Here is a 21,352-nt window from a genome sequence, read left to right as displayed (position 1 = left end):
GGATCACTCCTTTGACATGGACGGTTGGCCGGGCAGGCAGGAGGGGGCAGGCGCGTCCAGGATCACGACGGACTCGCCGGGCAGCTCCAGGGTGTCCGGACCCACCACGATACCTGTATCGGACTGGAGCAGGAGGTGACCGGCCGCGGCGCCCGGGCACGCCAGCCGTTGCGGGGCAGGGTGCAGGTTGCACACCACCCGCAGTCCCGACCGGTGCACGATCAACCAGCGTGCCGCCTCGTCGAAATGCGCCTCGATCGCCTCCAGACGGTCGTCGCCGAACGCCGAGTGGGCATGCCTCAGGGCGATCAGGGCCCGGTACCACTGCAAGATGTCGGCATGCGGCTCGCGTTCGAGCTCGTCCCAGTCCAGGCGGGATTGTTCGAAGGTCTCGATGGATTGCGGGTCCGGGACGTTGCCGGGATCGGTGCCCCGGCCGAAGGCCGCGAACTCGCGCTGGCGGCCTTCGGTCACCGCGCGCCCCAGGTCGGCGTCCGGGTGATCGGTGAAATACAAAAACGGCGTCGCGGCCGCCCATTCCTCCCCCTGGAACAGCATGGGCACGAAGGGACTGGTCATCACCAGGGCCGCTCCAATCTTCAGTAGTCCCGGCGAGACGCCTTCACTGATTCGGTCTCCCAGGGCCCGATTGCCAACCTGGTCGTGGTTTTGCAGGCAACCGATGAAACGCCGGCCGGGCAGGTCGGAGGCCGGTCGCCCGTGGGTACGCCGGCGATAGTGGGAGTAGCGCCCGTCATAGACGAGGCCTCGCGTCAGCGCCCGGGCGACATCCGCGAGGCGTCCGAAGTCCGCGTAGTACCCGTCGGATTCCCTGGTCAGCAGGGCATGCAGTGCGTGATGGAAGTCCTCGTTCCACTGCGCGTCCAGCCCGTAGCCGCCGGCCTCTACCGGCCGCGCCACGCGCGGGTCGTTACGGTCGTTCTCCGCGATCACCACCAGATGCCGCCCGAGCGCCCGCCCCAGGCGCTGCACCTCGGCGGCGAGTTGCTCCAGGAAATGGGTGGCCGAGGTATCGACAATCGCGTGTACCGCGTCGATGCGCAGGCCGTCGAGGTGGTAGTCGCGCAACCACATCAGGGCGTTGTCGATGAAGAAACGGCGCACGGGGTCACTGTCGGGGCCGTCGAGGTTCACCGCGTCGCCCCAGGGGGTTTGGTAGTGGTCGGTGAAATAGGGGCCGAACTGCGCCAGGTAGTTGCCATCCGGTCCGAGGTGGTTGTAGACCACGTCCAGCAGCACCGCGATGCCGCGGCGGTGGCAGGCATCCACCAGCCGTTTCAGGCCATCGGGGCCCCCGTAGGCGTGGTGCGGTGCGTACAGGTCGACCCCGTCGTAGCCCCAGCCGCGCTCGCCGGGGAATGCCGCCACCGGCATCAGCTCCAGGTGGGTGATGCCGAGGTCGACCAGGTGATCGAGGCGGTCGATCACGCCGTCGAAGCTGCCTTCCGGGGTAAAAGTGCCGACGTGGATCTCCTGGATCACCGCCGCGGCCAGCGGCGGCGCCTGCCAGCCGGCGTCGTTCCAGACGAAGCGGGAATGCTCCAGCCAGCGCGACGGGCCGTGCACGCCCTGCGGCTGCCAGGCGGAGCGCGGGTCGGGGAACGGGCCGTTGCCGTCGACGCGGAAGGCATAGTCGCTGCCGTGCACCACCCGCGAGGTCTGCAGCGACCACCAGCCGTCCGCGCGGCGGTCCATTGGCATGCGGCTGCCACCGCACTCCAGTTCGACCTGATGCGCCTCGGGGGCCCACACGCTAACGGTGGTCATGACGTGGCCTCCTCGCGTTCGAGCAGGGCCACCGGAAACGCATCGAGGATCTCCGCGACCGGGTAGTCACCGCCTCGCAGCGTCGCGCCGGACAGGCGGTTGTGCCAGGTGCCGTGTGGTACCGCAAGCCGGGTGCCGCCCCAGTCGCCCGCCAGCCCGAGTGTCAGGCGCGGCACCAGCACCAGCGCCCCTTCGCCGCGCAGGTAGGCGACCGCGTGCCCGGCACGTTCGCCGCTGGCGCGCAGCGGGGTACAGGCCGCATCCGGACGGAACCACTCCGGGTGGCGGCGGCGCAGGGCCAGGGCCTGGTGCACTACCCACTGCTTGGGCAGTCCCTCGTCGGCGCGGGCGTTGATCTGCGCTGGCGAGTGGTGCGCGAGTTCCTCCAGCAGGCGGGTCCGCGTGTCGAAGTCCACCGGGCGGCGGTTGTCCGGGTCGACCAGGCTCAGGTCCCACAGCTCGCTGCCCTGGTAGATGTCCGGGATGCCCGGGGCGGTGAGCTTGATCAGGGTCTGTGCCAGGCTGTTGGTGCGGCCGGGGCCGACCAGCGGCTGCAGGAACGACTCCAGCGATTCGCGAAACCCCGGGTCATCCAGGGTGCCGGCCACGAAATCGCGCAGGGCCTGCTCGTAGTCCTCCTGCGGATGGGTCCAGCTGGTGTGCTGCTTGGCCTCGCGGGTGGCCTTTTCCATGTAGGCCGTCATGCGCTCGGCGTCGATCGGCCAGGCACCGACCAGCGTCTGGTAGTACAGGTACTCGGTGGCCGGGTCCGGCCACCCGCCACTGCGGTGGCGGGCGTTGTGACGCATCCAGCGACGCACGCTCCTGGCCCAGGCCTCCGGCATCTCGGAGAGCAGCAGCAGGCGGGCGCGTACGTCCTCGCTGCGCTTGGTGTCATGGGTCGACGTGGCCAGCATCGCCTCCGGGTGGCGGGCCCGGGCCCGGGCGCTGGCCTCGTGGAATTCGTCCACCGACAACCCGAAGCTTCCCGGGTCGCCACCCACCTCGTTGAGTGCCGTCAGGCGGTGGAAGCGGTACAGCGCGGTATCCTCCACGCCCTTGGCCATCGCCGGGCCTGTCAGCTGCTGGAAGCGCAGGGCGAACTCGGTCTCGCGCTCGCCGGGGATGCGCAGCAGGAGCAGGTTGCGCAGGAACTGCAGCAGCTCGCTGTCCAGCTCCGGGCGGCGCTCGGCGGCCTGCTGGGTCGCGGTCTCCACACAGCCGACGTCGGCGTCCGTCACGCCGCCTTCGCGTGGGGTGACGTAGGTGCGGTAGACCGGGAAGCAGGCCGCCGCCTCCAGCAGGGCGAGGTACAGCTCATGGCGGGTGTAGTCGCGGTGGCGGCGGTGGCGTTCGCAGATATCCACGAACAGCGAGCTCAGGCGGTTGAGTTCGCTGCCGAGCAGGTCCTTGAGTACCTGTCGCTTGGATTCGTAGACCAGTCCCGGGTAGTCGGATCCCTCGCCGGTGAGCTCCTCGAACAGCCGCGTCAGCGGGGCCTCGCCGGCCGGGTCCGCGAACAGCCCCTGCACGCGGTTGAGGAAGTCGTAGCCGGTGGTGCCGGCGATCGGCCAGTCGCCCGGCAGCTGTTCGCCGGGCTCGAGGATCTTCTCGGCGACGATCCAGATGTCCGGACAGGCGCGATGCAACTGGTTGAAGTACTGCCCGGGGTCGCGCAGACCGTCCGGATGGTCGACCCGCAGGCCGTGCACCGAGCCTTCCGCCACCCAGCGGACCGGCAACGCATGCACGGCCTGGAAGACCTCCTCCTTCTCCTGACGCAGCCCGGCCAGGTCGTTGATGTCGAAAAACCGCCGGTAGCCAAGGTCGCGGCCGGCGGTGCGCCACCAGGCCAGCCGGTAGTTCTGCTTGTCGATCAGCGCGTCCAGGGCGTCGGGGTCGGCGTTGATCCGCTCGACCTCGGCCGCGATTGCCTCGGCGGCCGCCGGGTCCTGGCGGGTCGTGTCGTCCAGAAGCTGGCGGATCACGTCCTGGTCGCGGTGGCGCCGTTGCACCGAATGGTGTGCGATCAGATGCGGCTGTGGCAGGCGGGCACAGGATTCCGCGAGAAAGCCCAGCAGCTCGATACCGGTGGCGCGACAGGCATGGTCGAGCAGCTCGTTGAGCGAAGAGGGGTCCAGCGGGAAGCGGTGTTCATAATAGGCGAGGTCGAACAGCCCGGTGCCATATTGCAGGCGGATCTCGCCCGCCTCGAGGACGCGGCCGTAATGATCGCCCAGCACCGGGAGCAGGACCTTGTTCGGCCAGCGCTCCTCCGAGGACTCCCAGTCCACGTCGAAATACGTCGCAAACGGGCTGGCGGGGCCGTTTTCCAGAACATCCCACCACCACGGGTTCTGGTCCCCGGCCACCGCCATGTGATTGGGCACGATGTCCAGTACCAGGCCCATCCCGGCGGCATCCAGTGCCGCGCACAGGCGCTGCCGTGCCGGTTCGCCGCCAAGCTCTTCGTTGACGCGCGAGGGGTCGACCACGTCGTAGCCGTGGCTGCTGCCGCGCACCGCCTGCAGGATTGGCGAAAGATAGACATGCGAAACGCCCAGCCGCGCGAGATAGGGAACAATCGCGGCCGCGTCGTCCAGCGTGAACCCCGCGTGCAGCTGCAGGCGACACGTCGCGATTCGCTCGGGTTGGGCCGGTTGCCCGTCGCGGCCGTCCGCGGAACCCGCGCTTCCTGTACTGCCGATGGATCCCTGCATCGCCCTCCGCCCCGAAGGCAGCCCGGCCGGACAATCCGGCCCCTAACCCGAATATGGACCACATCCCGAACGAAGGGAATGCGCATCGCCGGCGCGTGACCAGAACCGGGGCACCGCCGTCGGGACGGACTGCATGACCAGGAGGCAGGAGCCTCGCGGGGTAATGGGTAAGCTTCCGGCATGCCCACCCATTCGACGGAGCTCCCGTGTGCGTCGAGCGCGGGCCCTGCCCGCTTGTCTGGTCTCGTGGTTTTCCATTGCGCGGGTTTCCGGGAATGCGCACGCGGCCGGGGCCGCGACCCGGTCACCGGACGACTGACGGCGACCTGCGAGCGTCGGCAAGTTTGGCTGGACAATCGCTTTCGCTGCATCATTTTGGGCCTGTTGAGCACGCACCCGCTTGACCACCTTGGGTGTCGAATTTCAGGAGGCGGCCGAAATGATCAAGGAATCGGACTGGAAACGGTTCAGCCGGCTGAAGGAGACCGCGCTGGATCGTTACTGCGAGCGAGCCCTCGCCAATTGCCGGGCGACAATGGAACAGGAAGACCAGTCGAATCACGAACGCTTTCTGGACCTCTATCAGCAGTTGAACGAAGCGAACGAGCGGCTTGCGTTCATATTCGATGGCCATGCCCGCTCGAAGGCCCTGTATCAGTTCACGTGCATGCGGCGCGAAGGGCTGATCGAAGATGCGGAGCTGGAAGCGTTTACCACGGAATTCGTGGAGCAGACCCGCCCGCAGGGCCCGTAGTCTCGAGTCCAGCCGCGCGCCAATGAAATGGGTCCTGCCTGTGCACGGATAGAGGTCTTCCGGGACGCGGAAAGGCGAAGGCCCGGCGGGTGCCGGGCCTTCGGGGGGTAGGTCAGGAGGCGAGTCGCTTGTATTTGACCCGGTGCGGCTGGTCGGCCGCGGCGCCCAGGCGCTTGTGGCGGTCTTCCTCGTACTCCTGGTAGTTGCCGTCGAAGAACACCACGTTGCCGTCTTCCTCGAACGCGAGGATGTGCGTGGCGATGCGGTCCAGGAACCAGCGATCATGCGAGATCACGATCACGGAGCCGGGGAAGTCCAGCAATGCCTCTTCCAGCGCGCGCAGGGTCTCCACGTCGAGGTCGTTGGTCGGTTCGTCGAGCAGCAGGAAGTTGCCGCCGCTTTGCAGCAGCTTGGCCAGGTGCACGCGGTTGCGTTCCCCGCCGGAGAGATCCTTCATGCGCTTTTGCTGGTCGGTGCCCTTGAAATTGAAGCGGCCGACGTAGGCGCGCGACGGCATCTGGAAGTTGCCGACCTGGATGATGTCCTGGCCGTTGGAGATCTCCTCCCAGACGGTCTTCTCGTCCTGCAGGGCATCGCGGCTCTGGTCGACATAGGCCAGCTGCACGGTCTCGCCCAGCTCGATGGTCCCTTCGTCCGGCTGGTCCTGCCCGGCGATCATCCGGAACAGCGTGGTCTTGCCCACGCCATTCGGCCCGATCACGCCGATCAGCGCGCCGCGCGGCACGGAAAACGACAGGCCCTGGTAGAGCACGCGGTCGCCGAAGTGCTTGGACAGGTTCTCGACCTCCAGCACCTTGTCGCCCAGTCGCGGGCCCGGCGGGATGTAGATTTCCTTGGTCTCGGAGCGTTTCTGGTAGTCGGTGGAGGCGATCTCTTCGAAGCGCTTCAGGCGGGCCTTACTCTTGGCGCCGCGGCCCTTCGGGTTGGAGCGCACCCACTCGAGTTCGGATTCCATGGCCTTCACGCGCGCGGCCTCGGCCTTTTCTTCCTGCTTCAGGCGTTTTTCCTTCTGCTCCAGCCACTGCGAGTAGTTGCCCTGGAACGGGATGCCCTGGCCACGGTCGAGCTCGAGGATCCAGCCGGCGACGTTGTCGAGGAAGTAGCGGTCATGGGTGACCGCGACCACGGTGCCCTGGAACTCCTGCAGGAAGCGCTCGAGCCAGGCGACGGACTCGGCGTCCAGGTGGTTGGTCGGCTCGTCGAGGATCAGCATGTCCGGGCTGGACAGCAGCAGCCGGCAAAGCGCCACGCGCCGGCGCTCACCGCCGGACAGGGTCTTTACGTCGGCATCCCACGGCGGCAGGCGCAGGGCGTCGGCGGCGACCTCCAGCTTGCGCTCGAGGTTGTGGCCGTCAGCGGCCTCGATCTTCGCCTCCAGCTCGCCCTGCTTGGCGGCCAGGGCATCAAAGTCCGCATCCGGCTCGGCATAGGCGGCGTATACCTGATCCAGCTCGGCCAGGGCCTCCTTGACCGGCGCCACGGCCTCTTCCACGTTGCCGCGCACGTCCTTGCTCTCGTCGAGCTGCGGCTCCTGCGGCAGGTAGCCGATGTTGATGCCCGGCTGCGGGCGCGCCTCGCCGACAATGTCGGTATCCACGCCTGCCATGATGCGCAGCAGGGTGGATTTGCCCGCGCCGTTGTAGCCCAGCACGCCAATCTTGGCGCCCGGGAAGAAATTCAGGTTGATGTCCTTGAGGATGTACTTCTTCGGCGGGACGATCTTGCCCACGCCGTTCATGGTGAAGATGTACTGCGCCATGGTGCTCCTGCGACGAATTCGGTTTGGATGAGGGGGCCGGCCACTCGTGGCCCGCGCTGGGTCGGCACTTTACCATCCCAAGGGGGTCAGGGGCGTGTCTCGCGGACTGCCAGGGTCCACCGCGGGCGGTCCCCGCAACTCCGCGATCCGGGTAGGTGTGTGTCGAATGAAGCGATCAAGCCGTTCAACGAGCGGGTGGGGGGGCTGGGCCGCCCTGGAAAGCTCGGGTCGTCCCATGAATCGGGGAGCGCAGCGGCCCTGCGACGGTGCCCCATGCGACTGGGTCTCCTTTCTGCCATCCGGGACTGGACCCGGAGGTATCAAGCCGGGGCTCGAGGAATATCGGCGCGAAAGCCCCAGTACTCGGAATGCTGGACGGCACAGGCTCGGCGCAAGCTGCTACCATTCATGCAATGAGAAGGTATCACCGGGGGCGCGCACACCAGGCCTTGCGCAGAGGCACGGCGCCCGCGCACAAGGCGCTGGATCAGCACCGGTTGATGCAGCAGCTGACCGGTCGCGCGCTTACCCGCGAGCAGTACGCGGAATCGCTTGCGGCGATGTGCCGACCGCATGCCCGACTGGAGCGGCGGGTTCATGCAAGCCGCCATCATGCGGAGTCGGGATTCGAGCTGTCACCACGTCTCGCGCGACTGGAAGCGGACCTGGTCGAGTTGGGCCAGCCCGTCCCTCCGGTCTCGCAGACGCCGCCGGACCTTTCGGGTGGACGTGCAGCCTGGTGGGGCCGGGTTTACGTGCTGGAGGGATCGCGTCAGGGCAGTGCGGTGATTGCCCGGTGCATCCATTCCAGCCTGGGCGATACGGTGCCTTGCCGTTTTTTCGGCGAGACCATCGTGCCCGACGACTTTGGTCGCTTGCTGGCGACGCTCGAGCGCGAGCTGGAAGTCGATGATGCTCTCGAGCAGGCTGTAGCGGGCGCCCGAGAGGCGTTCGCCGACTACCAGGCCGAGTTGGATGCTTTCGACAGCAGGGAACGCGCTGTCGAAATGCGATAAATTCACTGCCCGCTGTCACTCCGCGAAGGAGATGAAGGATATGGACGAGCCGGAACTGGACGCCGCGCTCGAGGCTTGCGAGCGCGAGCCGGTGCATATCCCGGGAGCGATTCAGCCGCATGGTGCGCTGATTGCCATGGACGAGCAGCTCCAGGAGGTTCGCCAGGTTAGCGCCAACCTCGAATCCATCCTCGGTGTGCGGGTGGCGGATGCGTTGGCCATGACACCCGAGCGGCTGTTCACGCGCCGCTGGCTCGATCAGATCCGCACCCAGCTTGAGTCCCCGAACCGTTACGGTGCGATGATCGTGTCGCTGCGGATCCGCGGCCGGTCACAGCGGTTTCGTCTGCTCTCGTATCGCAGCGGTGCGCGAGTGGTGGCCGAACTCGAACCGATTTCCGGCAATCCCGAGCGCTGGCTGTTTGGCGCCATGGCCGACTGGCAGACGGAGCTGTCCGGTCATACGACCCGTGACGGGCTGCTGCGGGCGCTCACCGCCCTGGTGCGCGAACTGGCCGGCTACGATCGGGTGATGATCTATCGGTTCGACGAGGACTGGAACGGCAGCGTTGTCGCCGAAAGTCTGTCCGCCGGGGCCGATAGCTACCTCGGCCACCACTTTCCCGCCAGCGACATACCGGCCCAGGTGCGTCAGCTCTACAGCATCAAGCACGTGCGTGACATCCCGGATGCATCGGCCGCAGCCGTGCCGCTCGTCCCCGAAAGCGACCCGGCCGATGATTCCGCCCTGGACCTGTCGCGCGGCATCCTGCGCGCGGTCGCGCCGATCCACGTCACCTATCTGGCCAACATGGGCGTGGTCGCCTCGATGTCGATTGCACTGCATCTGGATGGTCGGCTGTGGGGACTGCTGGCCTGCCACGCGGCTTCGCCCAACATCCTGTCGCCGGCGCTACGTGATGCCCTGCGCGCCATGGTGCAGACGGCCTGTTTCCAGCTGGAACTGATACAGGCCCGCGACGACGCCGTGCTGATTCAGCGCGCCAATGAAAGCCGCGACGTCCTGGTCGACGAGCGGGGCGAGTTTCCCGAGCCGGAAGAACTGCTGGAGCGACACGGCAAGGACTGGCTCCAGGTGTTCCGGGCGAGTGGTGCAGTGCTGGCCGCCGGCGATCAGAGCGCCGGCGTGGGCACTGTGCCGGATGCCGAGTCGATCAATGGCATTGTCGCCTGGTTGAACAAGCATCGCACCGGCGAACTGGCCTGGTCGTCAAGCGAGCTCGGCCGGACCGGGCTGGGGGCGTTCTGCCAGCCCGCCCGGGCCGCGGGCTTGCTGGCGGTACCGTTGCCGATCCGGAATGCACGTCACGCCTGGCTGCTGTTCTTCCGGTCGGAGAAGGCCGAAACCCGTATCTGGGCCGGCAACCCGGAAAAGACCATCGACCGGCAAAGCGGCCGATTGTCACCGCGCGAGAGTTTCGCTTCCTGGAAGGAAACCGTGCGCGGACAAAGTGCCCGCTGGCTCTCGGTCGAACTGCGTGCGGCGACCGACCTGGCCAGCGATCTGGCCGTGCTGATCGCAGCCGGCGAGATCAGTCAGCTCAATCAGCGTCTCGAGCGTCTGGCTACCCGTGACCATCTCACCGGCCTGTGGAACCGCTACCGCATGGAGGAAGCGATTGACCAGGAGGTTGCCGTGGCGGAACGCTACGGCCGGCCTTGCGCACTGGTCATGTTCGATATCGACCACTTCAAGCGCTTCAACGATACCTGGGGTCACGATGCCGGTGACGAAGTGCTGGTGACGGTGGCACGGACCGTCTCGACCTTCATGCGCGACGCTGATCTTGCGGGTCGCTGGGGGGGTGAAGAGTTCATCGTACTGGCTGCCAACACCGGTCTCGAGGGTGCAACCCGCCTGGCAGAACGGCTGCGCGCGGCGATCGCGGGCCTGGAGGTCCGTGACTACGGCAGTGTGACCGCCAGTTTCGGCGTGTCGGTATACCGGGAGGGAGATCAGCGCCGCGACATCGTCAAGCGCGCTGATCTGGGTCTGTATGCCGCCAAGGAGGGCGGGCGCAACCGGATCGAAGTCAGCGCGGGTTGAAGCCGCAATCCCTCCAGATCGGATTTCTCGTGGTTATGGCGTTCCTGCGCAGCGCCTGGGTTTACTGGTGCGGGTTGAAGCCGCGGCGGCGCAGGAAGGCCTTTTCCAGCTCGACGAAGGTGAACAGGACGATCCCGAACACGAGGATGCGGCCCCATTCCTCCAGGCCGATGGCGGTGGTGCCGAACAGCAGCTGCAGTGGCGGGGCGTAGGTAAAGAGGCTCTGCAGTACGATCAGGATCCCGATTGCGACCAGGGCCGGTCGGCTGGCGACGAGGCTTGCATGGCTGAGAGCAGGCGCCAGAAGAGAACGGCTGGTAAGCATGAAGAACAGCTGCCCCATCACCAGGGTGTTGATGGCCACCGTGCGGGCGAACTCGTGTTCCGCCCCCTGCTGCTCCAGCCACAGGAAGTGGCCAAAGGCGCCGGCGACCAGCAGGGTGGACACGAAACTGACGCGCCAGAGCAGGAAGCCGGACAAGATAGGCGAATTGGGCGGGCGAGGAGGGCGTTGCATGACGCCCGGCTCGGTAGGTTCGAAGGCCAGCGCCAAGCCGAGGGTAACTGCGCTGACCATGTTGACCCATAGCACCTGCACCGGAGTTAGCGGCAGGGTCAGACCCAGCAAAATGGCAGCGACGATCGTGAAGGCCAGCCCCCCGTTGCTGGGCAGCAGGAACATGATCGCCTTTTTCAGGTTGTCGTAGACAGTTCGGCCTTCTTCGACCGCATTGGCGATGGAGACGAAGTTGTCGTCGGCCAGTACCATTGCGGAGGCCTCGCGTGCGGCCTCGGTGCCCTTCAGCCCCATGGCCACACCAACATCGGCGCGTTTGAGTGCAGGGGAGTCGTTTACGCCGTCACCGGTCATGGCCACCACGTCGCCGTGGCTCTGAATCGCGCGCACGAGGCGTAGTTTGTGCTCCGGTGTGGTACGGGCGAATACGTCGACGCGCTGGACTATCGCCTTGAGGTCATCGTCCGAGGTGTTGTCCAGTTCGTGGCCGACCACCACACCGCCTTTGGTGTTGATGCCCAGTTCGTCGGCGATCGCCCGTGCGGTGACGCCGTGATCGCCGGTGATCATCTTCACGCGGATCCCGGCTCCCTGACAGTGAGCCACCGCTTCGATCGCCTCTTCACGCGGCGGGTCGATGATTCCGCAGACAGCGACCAGGGTGAGCCCCCCGTTCTCGATGTCGCCAAACTCGAGCTCTCGACGGTGCCCTTCCATGCGCCGGGTAGCGAGAGCGAGCAGGCGCTGACCACGGGCGGCGACATCATCCATCCACTGTTGCCAGTGTTCGGAGTCCAGCGGTTCATCCTCATCTTTAGTGCGCTGGTGGCTGCACAGGGACAGCACGCGTTCTGGCGCGCCCTTGAGGAAGAGGAAGGCGTGACCCTCATGATCGTGGTGCAGGGTGGCCATGAACTTGTAGGACGATTCGAACGGGATCACGTCGTCGCGCACAAATTCCTTGTTCACGAGCTTCGGGTCCAGCCCGCCCTTCATCGCCGCGGTGATCAGGGCCCCCTCGGTGGGGTCACCCTCCATGGTCCAGGCGTCGTCCTTCGGGTAGACCTCGGCATCGTTGCACAGGAGGATGCCGCGCAGGATCTCCGCGAGCAGCGGGTCGGATTCCGGATCGGCCTCCTGGCCGTCGCGGGTAATCCCGCCGTGCGGCTCGTAGCCCACCCCGGTCAGCTCGTACTCCGCCGCGGTGGTGACGATGCTCTTCACCGTCATCTCGTTGCGGGTCAGGGTGCCGGTCTTGTCCGAGCAGATGGTGGTGACCGAGCCGAGGGTCTCCACCGCGGGCAGGCGGCGGATGATCGCGTGGCGCGCGGCCATGCGCTGTACCCCGATCGCCAGGGTGATGGTCATGATCGCCGGCAGGCCCTCGGGGATCGCCGCGACTGCGAGGCTGACCGCCGCGAGGAAGGTCTCCACCAGGTCGTAGTCGCGCACCCAGAAGCCAAAGGCGAAGGTGGCCGCGGCCAGTATGCCGATCGCCACCGACAGCCAGCGGCCGAACTGCGCGATCTGGCGCAGCAGCGGCGTCGTCAGGGTCTCCACCTCGCCGATCATGGTGGAGATGCGGCCGATCTCGGTATCGGCCCCGGTGCCGATCACCACGCCGCGCCCCTGGCCGAAGGCGACGAGTGTGCCTGAATACGCCATAGAGACGCGGTCGCCGAGATCGGCCTCTGGCTCCACCGGGGCGGTCTGCTTCTCGCTGGCGACCGATTCGCCGGTCAGCGCGGCCTCGTCGATGCGCATGTTGTGCGCCCCGGTCAGGCGCAGGTCCGCCGGGACGCGGTCTCCCGCCTGCAGGTAGACGATGTCGCCGGGGACCAGCTCTTCCGCAGGGATACTCCGGCGCTGGCCGTCGCGCAGCACCTGCGCCTTCGGCGAGAGCATCTGGCGGATCGCGTCCAGCGCCTTCTCCGCCTTGCCCTCCTGGATGTGGCCGATGATCGCGTTGATCAGTACCACCCCCAGGATCACGCCGGTATCCAGCCAGTGCCCGAGGAAAGCGGTGCCGATGGCCGCGGCGATCAGTACGTAGATCAGCACGTTGTGAAACTGCAGCAGGAAACGCCGGATGGGTCCGGTGCGTGCGGTTTCCGGCAGGCGATTGGGGCCGACGTCCTGCAGCCTATGTTCGGCATCCGGAGACTTGAGCCCGTGCTCGTCCACCTCCAGGCGCTTGAGGACCTCGTCGGTCTTCAGGGCGTGCCAGTCGAGGGATGGGTCACGATTGCTCATGCGTCTACCGTCAAGGTGGCGGCGGCGGGGCCGTTCCAGATTTGCCTATCATGCGCTGCGCAGGCCGCGCTGTCAGGACTACGCCCACGCGTTCGGGCGGAATTTTCCCACCGCTACTGAGTCTATTGGATCACGCTAACCACCCAGGAGGTTCCCCATGTCCCGTTGGATCGCCACGGCCGCCCTTGCGGCCGCAGCATTGTTGGTGGCCCCGGCCGCTCAAGCCGCGGAGAAGGTCACGCTGGAACACGATGATTTGACCCTGGTCGGGCATATGAAGGAAGGCATGGGGGCGAGCCCCTCCGATGGTGTGGTGCTGATGCTGCACGGCACCCTGGCGCACGGGCGCATGGAGGTGATGGCGGGGGTCCAGGACCTGCTGGCCGAGCACGGATTGAACTCCCTGTCGATCAACCTGAGCTATGGGATCGATGCACGTGAAGGGATGTTCGAGTGTGACGCCCCGGTGCGTCACGGGGTCGACGATCACCTGCAGGAGGTCAGCCTGTGGCACGAGTGGCTGCAGGACGAAGGCTACGGCCCGGTCACCCTGTTCGGGCACTCCCGTGGGGCCAATCAGGTCGCCCGCTACCTGACCGAGCACGACCCGGACGGCATCCGCGCCCTGGTGCTGGTGGCGGCTTCCACCTTTGACGAGGATGAGGCTGCGGCGGATTTCGAGGAGCAAAGCGGCCTGCCGCTGCAGGTGATGCTGGATCGTGCCCGCGAACTGCAGCGCATGAACCAGGAAGAGACCCTGATGGAGGACGTGCGCTTCCTCTATTGCGAGGAGCTGGACGTGACCCCGCGCGCCTTCCTTGGCTACTACGAACCGACTCGCCAGAACGACACCCCCTCGGTGATCCGCGGGATGCAGATCCCGACGCTGGTGATCGTGGGCTCCGAGGACGACGTGGTCCCGGATCTTCCGCAGAAGGTCGAGGCGGTGAAGGACAGCGGCGACATCACCCTGATGACCGTGGACGGTGCCGATCACTTCTTCCGCGACTTCTTCGCGGATGACGTGGCCGATTTCACCGCGGACTTCATCGATCAGAACTGATCGGTAAGCCCTCAAGAACAAGTCGGCGCTAGTGCAAGGCCGGCCCGGGAATTCCCCGGGCCGGCCTTTTTCGTGCCCGTGTTAGGGGCTATCCGACCAGCAGCGTCAGGTAGAGCCCGAGCATCGCGGCGGAGAACAGCAACCCGATGGTCTCCCATCGGGTCAGGACGCGTTCGGCGTCTTCCAGGCGCTGGCGCAGTTTCAGGCGCAGTAGCCGGAGGCGTGCCGGCATCCGGCGCGGCCGGGGTGGTGGCAGGGCCAGGTTTCGGTGTGTACGCCGGGCGCCGCTCCAGGCGGCCTCGGCCAGGGCGGCCAGATCGCCCTCCGGCACGCGCGGGGTCTCGCCGTCACGGATCAGCTGGTAGGCGATGCCGGCGAGGACGAGCCCGAGGGCGATCGGCCACAGCAGGGCCAGGCCATAGAGGTCCCGAGGCTCGACGGGCAGGCCGCCGGGCCCGACGGCCAGGACCCCGAACGGGAGCAACAACCCCGTCAGTGCAAGTGCGCCCCAGGCCCACCACCGGTGCCGGTCAAGTCCGTTGGCGGGTGCCTGCAGCCCGGCCTGCCAGCACCACAGGAAACGCAGCAGCAGCACGGTGGTGCCTGCCGCGGCGAGGGTCAGCAGCAACTCCGTATGGGCCAGCCAGCCGGGCAGGGCGTCGGGGGCCAGCGGGCCCTTTAGCGTGTTCTTGGCCAGCGCGCCGCTGGTGAACGGCAGCCCGGCCAGGGCCAGGGCCGGCAACAGGGTGAACAGGGCAAACGCGGCCCGGGCCAGGGGCGTACCCGGCCACTGGTTCTGCATCCCGGCCGTCAGGAACAGCGCGCCCTTCGCCAGGCCGTGGTGAACGGCGTACAGCGTGACAGCGGCCAGTAGCCAACCGCGCGCCTCCGGCAGCAACAGGGCCAGGCCAATGCCGACCGTCATCAGCCCCATCTGCGAGATGCTGGAGTAGGCGAGGATGGTCTTCGGTCGTACCTGCAGGACGCCCACCAGGACCCCGAGGAAGGCCGCTGCCAGGCCCAGCAGGACCAGGGTCTCGCCCAGCACTGCATGCCCGGTGGCGTCGAGCGGCAGCAACCGCATCCAGCCCAGCAGCCCGGCCTTGATCATCGCCCCGGACAACACGGCGCTGGCCGGTACGGGGGCCGCCGGGTGGGCCAGAGGCAGCCAGAAGTGCAGCGGCAGCATGCCGGCCTTGATCCCCAGGCCTACGACCAGCAGTGCGAGCGCCAAGCCCTCGGGGCGGGCGGCTGCCACCGCCGCCAGGCTGGATTGCCCTGCGGCGTGGACGGCCAGGAGCAGGCCCGCGAGCAGCAGGACCTCGCCCAGTACCGCGAGGATCAGGTACACCCGCCCGGCGCGCCACGCCTCCGGCTTTCCGGAGTGGACCACCAGCCCGTAGGCGGAGAGGCTCATCAGGGAGAAAAACAGGTAGAACGATGCCGCGTCCTGCGCGAGGACCAGGCCCAGATTCCCGGCCAGGGCCAGCAGCCAGAACACGTAAAAGCGCTCGCGCCGGGCGTCGTCACGCCGCTCGCCGAGGGCGAATAGTCCGGCTGCCAGCCAAAGGCCTGCAGTCAGGGCCAGAAACGCCCGCCCGGTTGGGTCGACGGCCAGGTGGGTCCCCATCAGCAGGCTATCGAAGGTCGCCTCCAGCCCGGTCGGGGCCAGGGCGGCGAGCAGCAGCCCGGGGAGCGCGGCCCAGGGGACCAGGCGGTTCAGCCGCGCCTGCCCCGGGCGCAGGCCGATAAATACCGCCAGCAGTAACGGCAGCAGTGGGACGGCGAGCAGGAGGATGCTGCTCACAGCCCGAACTCCGGCAGCGAATAGTCGCGCCGCACGATCAGGCTGACCCAGCCCAGCGGGCTCAGCCCCAGCCCGGCGAAGAGTCCCACCAGGAGGCCCAGGGCAGCGGTGAAGACCACCGGAAACAGCAGCATCCAGTGGGTCTCGAAGCGGGTCGGCCCGGCATGTGCGTGCAGCGGTTCATGCCACGGCTCGCGGCGCTCACCGAGCCAGCCACGGATTACCGGCGGCAGGAAATAGGCGGCGTTCAGCAGGCTGCTGAGGACCAGCACGCCCAGCACCCAGGGCATGCCGGCCTCCAGCGCCCCCAGCCCCAGGTGCCACTTGGTCACGAATCCTGCCAGCGGTGGCAGGCCGATCATGCCCAGCGCCCCGAGGGTGAAGGCGAGCATGGTCAGCGGCATGCGCCGGCCGACCCCGTCGAGCTCGCTGATGCGGTGGATGCCGAGGGTCTCGGCGAAGTTGCCGGCGCAGAAGAACAGGGTGATTTTGGTGATGCCCTGGTGCACCAGGTGCACCAGTCCGCCGATGATCCCCAGCGGCCCGGCCAGCGCCACGCCGAGGATGATGTAGGAAACCTGGCTGATGGTGGAGAAGGCCAGGCGCTGTTTCAGGTCGTCCGTGCGCAGGGCCTGGATGGAACCGTAGACAATGGTGATCGCCGCCACCACCAAAAGCCCGGCGGTCAGGCCCAGTTCGATGGCCAGCTCGGTTCCATAGACGTCGTTGACGACGCGGATGATGCCGAAGGCGCCGGCCTTGACCACGGCCACGGCGTGCAGCAGCGCGCTCACCGGCGCCGGCGCGACCATCGCGATGGGCAGCCACGAATGCAGCGGCACCAGCGCCGCCTTTACCCCGAAGCCGATCATCAGCAGCACGAACAGGATCTGGAGGGTGGTCGCGTGCGTCTCCGCGAGACCGTCCAGGTACCCGCCCGGGGTGAAGCCCTCGGCTCCGGCCAGGAGCGTGAGCCAGACAATCGCCGTGAACAGCACCAGTCCGCTGGTCAGCGTGTAGGCGAGATAGAGCCGTCCGGCCCGCAGCGCCGCCGGCGTACCGCGATGGACCACCAGCGGCCAGGTCGCCAGCGTCAGGATCTCGTAGAAGATCAGGAAGGTGATCAGGTTGCCGGACAGGGCAATGCCGACCGTCGCACTGACGCACAAGGAGAAAAACCCGAAGAAGCGGCTGCGCCGGGGCGAACCCTCCAGGTAGCCGATCGCGTAGACGGTGGTCACGAACCACAGCACGGCCGAAAGACTCGCGAACAGCAGCGACAACGCATCGGCGGCCAGGACCAGGTCGATGCCCGGCATCAGCGGCAGGCTGAAGCGGTATTCGTCGCCGCGCAGCACCCCGGCCAGCAGGACTCCGACCAGTGCCAGCTTGGTGCCGGCGCCACCCAGGTTCAGCGCGGTACGCAGGCCCTGGCGATGCTCGGGCAGAAAAAAGATCGCGATCCCCGGCCCGAGGGAGCTGAACAGGATCGCGAGCAGCAGCCAGCCGCCGTCCATCAGGGGGCCCCCGGCGTCAGCGCGAGCGTGTTGAGGGTCAGCGTCCCGGCCAGCCCGGCGAGCGCCGCGACAGTCGCCAGGCCCAGCGGTACCCAGTCCATCCACGGCGAGACCGCCTCGCCGGCATCTTCGTGTCCGCGGTGAAAGGCCGGGGCCACCATCCGGAATATGTAGGCCGCCGCGAGCAGGCCGCCGCCGGCGATCGCCAGCACCCACAGCACGCCGATGACGCTACCGGCCAGGACCGTGCCCAGGCCGGCCTCCAGGAGCAGGTACTTGGCGATGAATCCGCCGGTGAACGGCAGCCCCATCAGGCTGACGCCGGCCAGCCCCAGGGCGAAGACCGTGCGCGGCCGCGCCCGCAGTACATCGCCCAGGTCGGCCAGCCGATCATGCCCGGCGGCGTGCTGCAGCGTGCCCGCCGCGAGGAAGACCGAGGCCTTGGCCAGCGCGTGGACGACCGCGAAGAACACCACCACCCGCCAGGCGCCCGGGTCCACCAGCATCAGCGGGAAGGCGATCAGCAGATAACCGAACTGGGCGACGGTGGAATAGGCCACAATCGATTTGAGGCGCCCGGCGCGCAGGGCCTGCAGCGAGCCCCAGACCAGCGCCGCCACGCCCAGCATCCCGACGAGGATGCCGAAGGCCGGGGTGGCCAGCGGGGCGAACACGCCCATCCACAGACGCAGGATCAGGTAGAACGACCCGGTGACCACCAGCCCGGAGAGCACCGCGCTGACCGGCGCCGGGGCCGACCCGTGGGCCGGCGCCAGCCAGACATGCAGCGGGAACAGCGCGGCCTTCAGCATCAGCCCGGCGGTCATCAGCACGGCCGCCATGCGCTCGGTCGGGCCCGCCTCGGTGCGCGCCTCCAGCAGCACCAGATCGAGGACCCCGTGCTCCCCGAACAGCAGCACCACCCCCATCAGGAAGCTCAGCGAGCCGAGGATGTTGACCAGCAGATAGCGCACCGCGCCGGAGACCGCGGCGGCCGTTCCGGTGAAGGCGACCAATGCCACTGCCGACAGCGAGACCACCTCCAGCGTGATGTACAGGTTGAAGGCATCGCCGGAGAGAAACAGCATGTTCAGGCCGGCCCACAGCCAGAGCCACAAGGGCCAGAATTGGCGCCGCTCGATGCGATCATGCACATAGCCCAGGCTATAGAGGCTGGTCGCAAGCCCCACGACGGCCGTCAGCACCAGCAGGGTCATGGACAGCCCGTCCAGATGCAGCATCAGGCCCAGTGGCGCCTCCCAGCCCCCCAGAGCCACCCGCGTCGCGGCGGCCTCCGGATCCGGTCCGGCGTTCAGGAACAGCGCGCTCAGACCGAGCACCCAGGCCGTGATCGCGAGCGCCCCCAGCAGGCCGACGCGATGGGCCTGGCGCGGCCAGGCCGTCGCCAATACGGCCACTACCAGTGACAGCGCGACCAGCCCGGCGATCGCCGCCGGGAGCCACTCGGCATTTGCCGGGGTCACGAGGGCCGATCCTCGTCCGAGGCGGCGGGGCCGCCGTCGGCGTGATGTTCTCCGCGCGAGATGTCTTCCACCGGGGCGTCGTCGTCCGGTGGCCCGGGGAGCATCACTGCATGGCCCGTCAGCCGCGTCAGGTGCACCACCAAAGCCAGGGCGAAGGCGGTCGCGCTGACCGCGACCACGATGCCGGTCAGGGTCAGGGCCTGCGCCACCGGGTCCGGCGGGCCCTCGCCGCGGGCGGCCACACCCAGCAGCACCATGAACACGCCCGAGCCCATGATGTTCAGGGCCAGGATGCGCAGGACCAGATGGTGCCGGCGGATCAGCCCGTACAGCCCCAGGGCAAACAGGATGGCGCCAGCGGTGGGGTACAACAGGCCCGGTGCCAGCGTGTGGGCCAGCGTTTCGGCCAGGCCGTTCATGCGTCGTCCCCGGACGGGCGCCCGGCCACGAACAGGGCCACCAGGGCCAGTGCGATGGACAGCGTCGCCGCGATCTCGATCAGGAGGATCAGCGGGTAGGCCCAGGCGTCCGCATAGCCGAGAAAGCCGTGTCCGGCCACGAGGCCGTACAGCCCCACCAGCAGGAACAGGGCGACGCCGGCGGTTATGCCCAGGCGCAGTGGCACCCCCGGCGCCATTGGCAGCTGGTGCGGTCGCGCCAGGACCAGCAGGATTCCGGCCGCGCCGAGGATGGCCCCGGCCTGGAAGGCCCCGCCGGGGGCGTGGCCCCCGGCCCACAGCACGTAGATCCCGGTGACGATCGCCACCGGGACCAGCAGGCGCAGGGTACCGGGCAGGATCGGGCCCGGGGCCGGGCGCGCCGGGATCAGGTCATGTCGCCCAAGGGACCATGCGCCGAGCAGCGCGATCAGCACGATCGCCAGCTCGAGGAAGGTGTCGTAGGCGCGGAAGTTCAGCAGCACTGCGGTGATCGGGTGATCGACGCCCGAGACGTCCATGTGCGCATCCACTACCGGTTCCAGCCCGGTGGAATGCGGCTGGTGCCACAGCGCCGTGACCAGCAGTCCACCGACCACCAGGGCAAAGCTCAGCGCGGGGATAAAGGTCCGGCGTTCGGGCGGTGGGTCGTGCAGCGCCCGCAGCAGGGCATGCGGCCCGGTGGGGTCGGGCGGGGGCGTATGCGGGCGGCCACTGCGACGTTCCGCCATGATGCTGCGCAGGCGTTCCAGCGTGACCAGAAGCAGGGCCCCGGTGATGCCCGCGCCGATCGCGGCCTCGGCGAGCGCGATGTCCGGGGCCTCCAGCCGCACCCAGGCCAGCGCCAGCAGCAATCCGAAGGTAATGAACAGCACCACGGCCCGGAACAGGTCGGTACTCGCCAGGCAGCGCCAGGCCACCCCGACGATGCCGGCCAGCAGGGCCAGATCGAAGAGGACCAGCAGCCCGTTCATCGATCCGACTCGAACTCCCCGTGGGTCCAGGTTCGTTGCGCCACCATGTGCGCGGCGGTGGTCCCCGCGGCCAGGACCAGAAGCCAGATCAGCAGCAGCTTGAGGATGTCCGCCGGACCGCTGGCCTGGAACATCAGTCCGAGTACCACCAGCCCGAGCCCGACGTTGTCGGCCTTGGTCAACGCATGCAGGCGCGAGTAGACGTCCGGAAAGCGCAGCAGCCCGGCGGTGCCGGCGGCAAAGAACACAAGCCCGGCCAGGACCAGGAGTACGGTCAGGGTATTAGCGATCATCGTTCGACTCCCTTGATTCCGTGGACTCGGGATGCTGGCGGTGGGTCGGGGTATCCGGCGGTTCCGGCAGGCCGTGCTGGCGGACGAAGGCCACGGCGGCGACCACCGCCAGCAGCGCAAAGACCAGCGCCACATCCACCAGGGCGGATTCCTCCAGTGCCAGCGACAGCAGCAGCAGGATCGTCACCCCGGTGGTGCCGAATAGTTGCGCGGCCAGCATCCGGTCCCCGGAACCCGGCCCGCGCAGTACCCGAACGAGACCCAGCAGGATGGTGCCCAGCAGGAACAGCGCCGCGGCCAGGTAGAAGACGCTCACGAGGTTTGCCCGTTGCGTTTGTCGCGGTGGTCACGCGGGTCGCGGAAGGCGGCCCGGATGCGTCGTTCCAGAGCGATCAGCGCCGCCCGGGTGTCGGCGTCGCGATCCAGCACATGCAGGGTCAACAACCGGCCCTCCAGCCGAATGCTGAGCGTGCCGGGCAACAGGCTAATGACCGCCATGAACAGGGTCAGCGGCGGCCCATGGGCCAGTTCGGTTCGGTAGGTGACGAACGCCGGATGGATTGGCAGGCGCGGATCCAGGGCGCGGCGCGCGACATCCAGGCCGCCCAGAAACGAGTTGCGAAGAAAAAAGCCCAGCAGGCCGGGCAGGGCACGCAGGCGTAACGGGAGCGGCCGGCCGGTCGGCAGCAGCAGGCTGGCGCTACCGGCCAGAACGATCGCCAGCAGGGCCAGCGGTTCCAGCAGGGCCTCGTGGCCCGCGAGTACCCACCACAGCAGCGCGGCCGCGGCCGCAGTCCCGATCGCCCGCCTGCCACGTGACCGCGCGCGTCCCGGGAAGCCGGGGTTCGGTTGCGAGGAGCGAGACGCGGGCGTCATCGAGT

16 protein-coding genes are annotated in these 21,352 nt (G+C 67.9%); 4 read left to right on the top strand and 12 right to left on the bottom strand.

Annotated elements, in window-relative coordinates; all coding sequences use genetic code 11:
* Positions 1-3 precede the first annotated feature (3 nt).
* Both treZ and treY read right to left on the bottom strand, forming a co-directional pair.
* A complete protein-coding gene (gene treZ / locus D573_RS0105245; RefSeq protein ID WP_018937830.1) occupies positions 4-1,788 on the bottom strand; it encodes a malto-oligosyltrehalose trehalohydrolase in 1,785 nt (594 codons plus the stop codon).
* Positions 1,785-4,508 carry a malto-oligosyltrehalose synthase gene (gene treY, locus D573_RS0105240; RefSeq protein ID WP_018937829.1) on the bottom strand — a complete coding sequence of 908 codons (2,724 nt, stop codon included), beginning with the start codon at positions 4,506-4,508 and terminating at the stop codon, positions 1,785-1,787. The genes treZ and treY overlap by 4 nt, the downstream gene beginning before the upstream one ends.
* A 439-nt stretch (positions 4,509-4,947) precedes the next feature.
* Here treY and D573_RS0105235 point away from each other — a divergent pair, with 439 nt between their 5' ends.
* Entirely contained in the window at positions 4,948-5,262 is a 315-nt protein-coding gene (locus D573_RS0105235; RefSeq protein WP_018937828.1) for a hypothetical protein, read from the top strand.
* A gap of 112 nt (positions 5,263-5,374) precedes the next feature.
* Here D573_RS0105235 and ettA read toward each other — a convergent pair whose 3' ends face one another.
* Positions 5,375-7,042 carry an energy-dependent translational throttle protein EttA gene (gene ettA / locus D573_RS0105230; protein ID WP_018937827.1) on the bottom strand — a complete coding sequence of 556 codons (1,668 nt, stop codon included), beginning with the start codon at positions 7,040-7,042 and terminating at the stop codon, positions 5,375-5,377.
* Between the two features lie 368 nt (positions 7,043-7,410).
* Between ettA and D573_RS0105225 the strand changes: the two genes are divergently transcribed.
* Both D573_RS0105225 and D573_RS0105220 read left to right on the top strand, forming a co-directional pair.
* Positions 7,411-8,058 carry a biliverdin-producing heme oxygenase gene (locus D573_RS0105225; RefSeq protein WP_018937826.1) on the top strand — a complete coding sequence of 216 codons (648 nt, stop codon included), beginning with the start codon at positions 7,411-7,413 and terminating at the stop codon, positions 8,056-8,058.
* A gap of 40 nt (positions 8,059-8,098) precedes the next feature.
* Positions 8,099-10,126: a sensor domain-containing diguanylate cyclase gene (locus D573_RS0105220; protein WP_018939177.1), complete on the top strand. Its 2,028-nt coding sequence runs from the start codon at positions 8,099-8,101 to the stop codon at positions 10,124-10,126.
* A gap of 61 nt (positions 10,127-10,187) precedes the next feature.
* Here the strand turns inward: D573_RS0105220 and D573_RS0105215 are convergent, their stop codons facing one another.
* A complete protein-coding gene (locus D573_RS0105215) occupies positions 10,188-12,896 on the bottom strand; it encodes a cation-transporting P-type ATPase (protein WP_018937824.1) in 2,709 nt (902 codons plus the stop codon).
* Between the two features lie 157 nt (positions 12,897-13,053).
* Here D573_RS0105215 and D573_RS0105210 point away from each other — a divergent pair, with 157 nt between their 5' ends.
* Positions 13,054-13,959, top strand: coding sequence for an alpha/beta hydrolase (locus tag D573_RS0105210; RefSeq protein WP_018168614.1), 906 nt, complete (start codon positions 13,054-13,056; stop codon positions 13,957-13,959).
* Between the two features lie 88 nt (positions 13,960-14,047).
* Here the strand turns inward: D573_RS0105210 and D573_RS0105205 are convergent, their stop codons facing one another.
* Genes D573_RS0105205 through D573_RS0105170 form a run of 8 tightly spaced genes read right to left on the bottom strand, consistent with a single transcriptional unit; the run spans position 14,048 to position 21,347 of the window.
* Complete coding sequence (locus D573_RS0105205; protein WP_018937823.1) at positions 14,048-15,766, bottom strand: complex I subunit 5 family protein; 1,719 nt, start codon at positions 15,764-15,766, stop codon at positions 14,048-14,050.
* Entirely contained in the window at positions 15,763-17,283 is a 1,521-nt protein-coding gene (locus D573_RS0105200; RefSeq protein WP_018937822.1) for a complex I subunit 5 family protein, read from the bottom strand. The genes D573_RS0105205 and D573_RS0105200 overlap by 4 nt, the downstream gene beginning before the upstream one ends.
* On the bottom strand, positions 17,283-18,767 hold the full coding sequence (locus tag D573_RS0105195; protein WP_018937821.1) for a complex I subunit 5 family protein: 1,485 nt from the start codon (positions 18,765-18,767) through the stop codon (positions 17,283-17,285). The genes D573_RS0105200 and D573_RS0105195 overlap by 1 nt, the downstream gene beginning before the upstream one ends.
* Complete coding sequence (locus D573_RS0105190) at positions 18,764-19,186, bottom strand: cation:proton antiporter subunit C (protein ID WP_018649842.1); 423 nt, start codon at positions 19,184-19,186, stop codon at positions 18,764-18,766. Before D573_RS0105190 ends, D573_RS0105195 begins: the two co-directional genes overlap by 4 nt.
* Entirely contained in the window at positions 19,183-20,178 is a 996-nt protein-coding gene (locus tag D573_RS0105185; protein ID WP_018937820.1) for a hydrogenase subunit MbhD domain-containing protein, read from the bottom strand. Before D573_RS0105185 ends, D573_RS0105190 begins: the two co-directional genes overlap by 4 nt.
* Positions 20,175-20,471 carry a monovalent cation/H(+) antiporter subunit G gene (locus D573_RS0105180; RefSeq protein WP_018144325.1) on the bottom strand — a complete coding sequence of 99 codons (297 nt, stop codon included), beginning with the start codon at positions 20,469-20,471 and terminating at the stop codon, positions 20,175-20,177. The genes D573_RS0105185 and D573_RS0105180 overlap by 4 nt, the downstream gene beginning before the upstream one ends.
* Entirely contained in the window at positions 20,461-20,787 is a 327-nt protein-coding gene (locus D573_RS0105175; RefSeq protein ID WP_018177035.1) for a monovalent cation/H+ antiporter complex subunit F, read from the bottom strand. The genes D573_RS0105180 and D573_RS0105175 overlap by 11 nt, the downstream gene beginning before the upstream one ends.
* The gene (locus D573_RS0105170; protein ID WP_018649845.1) at positions 20,784-21,347 is read right to left on the bottom strand and encodes a Na+/H+ antiporter subunit E; all 564 of its coding nucleotides are present in this window, start codon (positions 21,345-21,347) and stop codon (positions 20,784-20,786) included. Before D573_RS0105170 ends, D573_RS0105175 begins: the two co-directional genes overlap by 4 nt.
* Between the last annotated feature and the right edge of the window lie 5 nt (positions 21,348-21,352).

Origin of the sequence: Thioalkalivibrio sp. AKL9 (genome assembly GCF_000377825.1) — a bacterium.
Lineage (GTDB): Bacteria > Pseudomonadota > Gammaproteobacteria > Ectothiorhodospirales > Ectothiorhodospiraceae > Thioalkalivibrio > Thioalkalivibrio versutus.
Note: the sequence above shows the minus strand (reverse complement) of the source record. Positions and strands in the feature narration are given on the sequence as shown.

Excerpts from the sequence above, each read along its gene's own strand:
- D573_RS0105235 (WP_018937828.1), top strand. The coding sequence starts at position 4,948 with ATGATCAAGGAATCGGACTGGAAACGGTTCAGCCGGCTGAAGGAGACC.
- ettA (WP_018937827.1), bottom strand. The coding sequence starts at position 7,042 with ATGGCGCAGTACATCTTCACCATGAACGGCGTGGGCAAGATCGTCCCG.
- D573_RS0105210 (WP_018168614.1), top strand. The coding sequence starts at position 13,054 with ATGTCCCGTTGGATCGCCACGGCCGCCCTTGCGGCCGCAGCATTGTTG.
- D573_RS0105215 (WP_018937824.1), bottom strand. The coding sequence starts at position 12,896 with ATGAGCAATCGTGACCCATCCCTCGACTGGCACGCCCTGAAGACCGAC.
- D573_RS0105185 (WP_018937820.1), bottom strand. The coding sequence starts at position 20,178 with ATGAACGGGCTGCTGGTCCTCTTCGATCTGGCCCTGCTGGCCGGCATC.
- D573_RS0105200 (WP_018937822.1), bottom strand. The coding sequence starts at position 17,283 with ATGGACGGCGGCTGGCTGCTGCTCGCGATCCTGTTCAGCTCCCTCGGG.
- treY (WP_018937829.1), bottom strand. The coding sequence starts at position 4,508 with ATGCAGGGATCCATCGGCAGTACAGGAAGCGCGGGTTCCGCGGACGGC.
- D573_RS0105225 (WP_018937826.1), top strand. The coding sequence starts at position 7,411 with ATGCTGGACGGCACAGGCTCGGCGCAAGCTGCTACCATTCATGCAATG.
- treZ (WP_018937830.1), bottom strand. The coding sequence starts at position 1,788 with ATGACCACCGTTAGCGTGTGGGCCCCCGAGGCGCATCAGGTCGAACTG.
- D573_RS0105180 (WP_018144325.1), bottom strand. The coding sequence starts at position 20,471 with ATGATCGCTAATACCCTGACCGTACTCCTGGTCCTGGCCGGGCTTGTG.
- D573_RS0105190 (WP_018649842.1), bottom strand. The coding sequence starts at position 19,186 with ATGAACGGCCTGGCCGAAACGCTGGCCCACACGCTGGCACCGGGCCTG.
- D573_RS0105220 (WP_018939177.1), top strand. The coding sequence starts at position 8,099 with ATGGACGAGCCGGAACTGGACGCCGCGCTCGAGGCTTGCGAGCGCGAG.
- D573_RS0105170 (WP_018649845.1), bottom strand. The coding sequence starts at position 21,347 with ATGACGCCCGCGTCTCGCTCCTCGCAACCGAACCCCGGCTTCCCGGGA.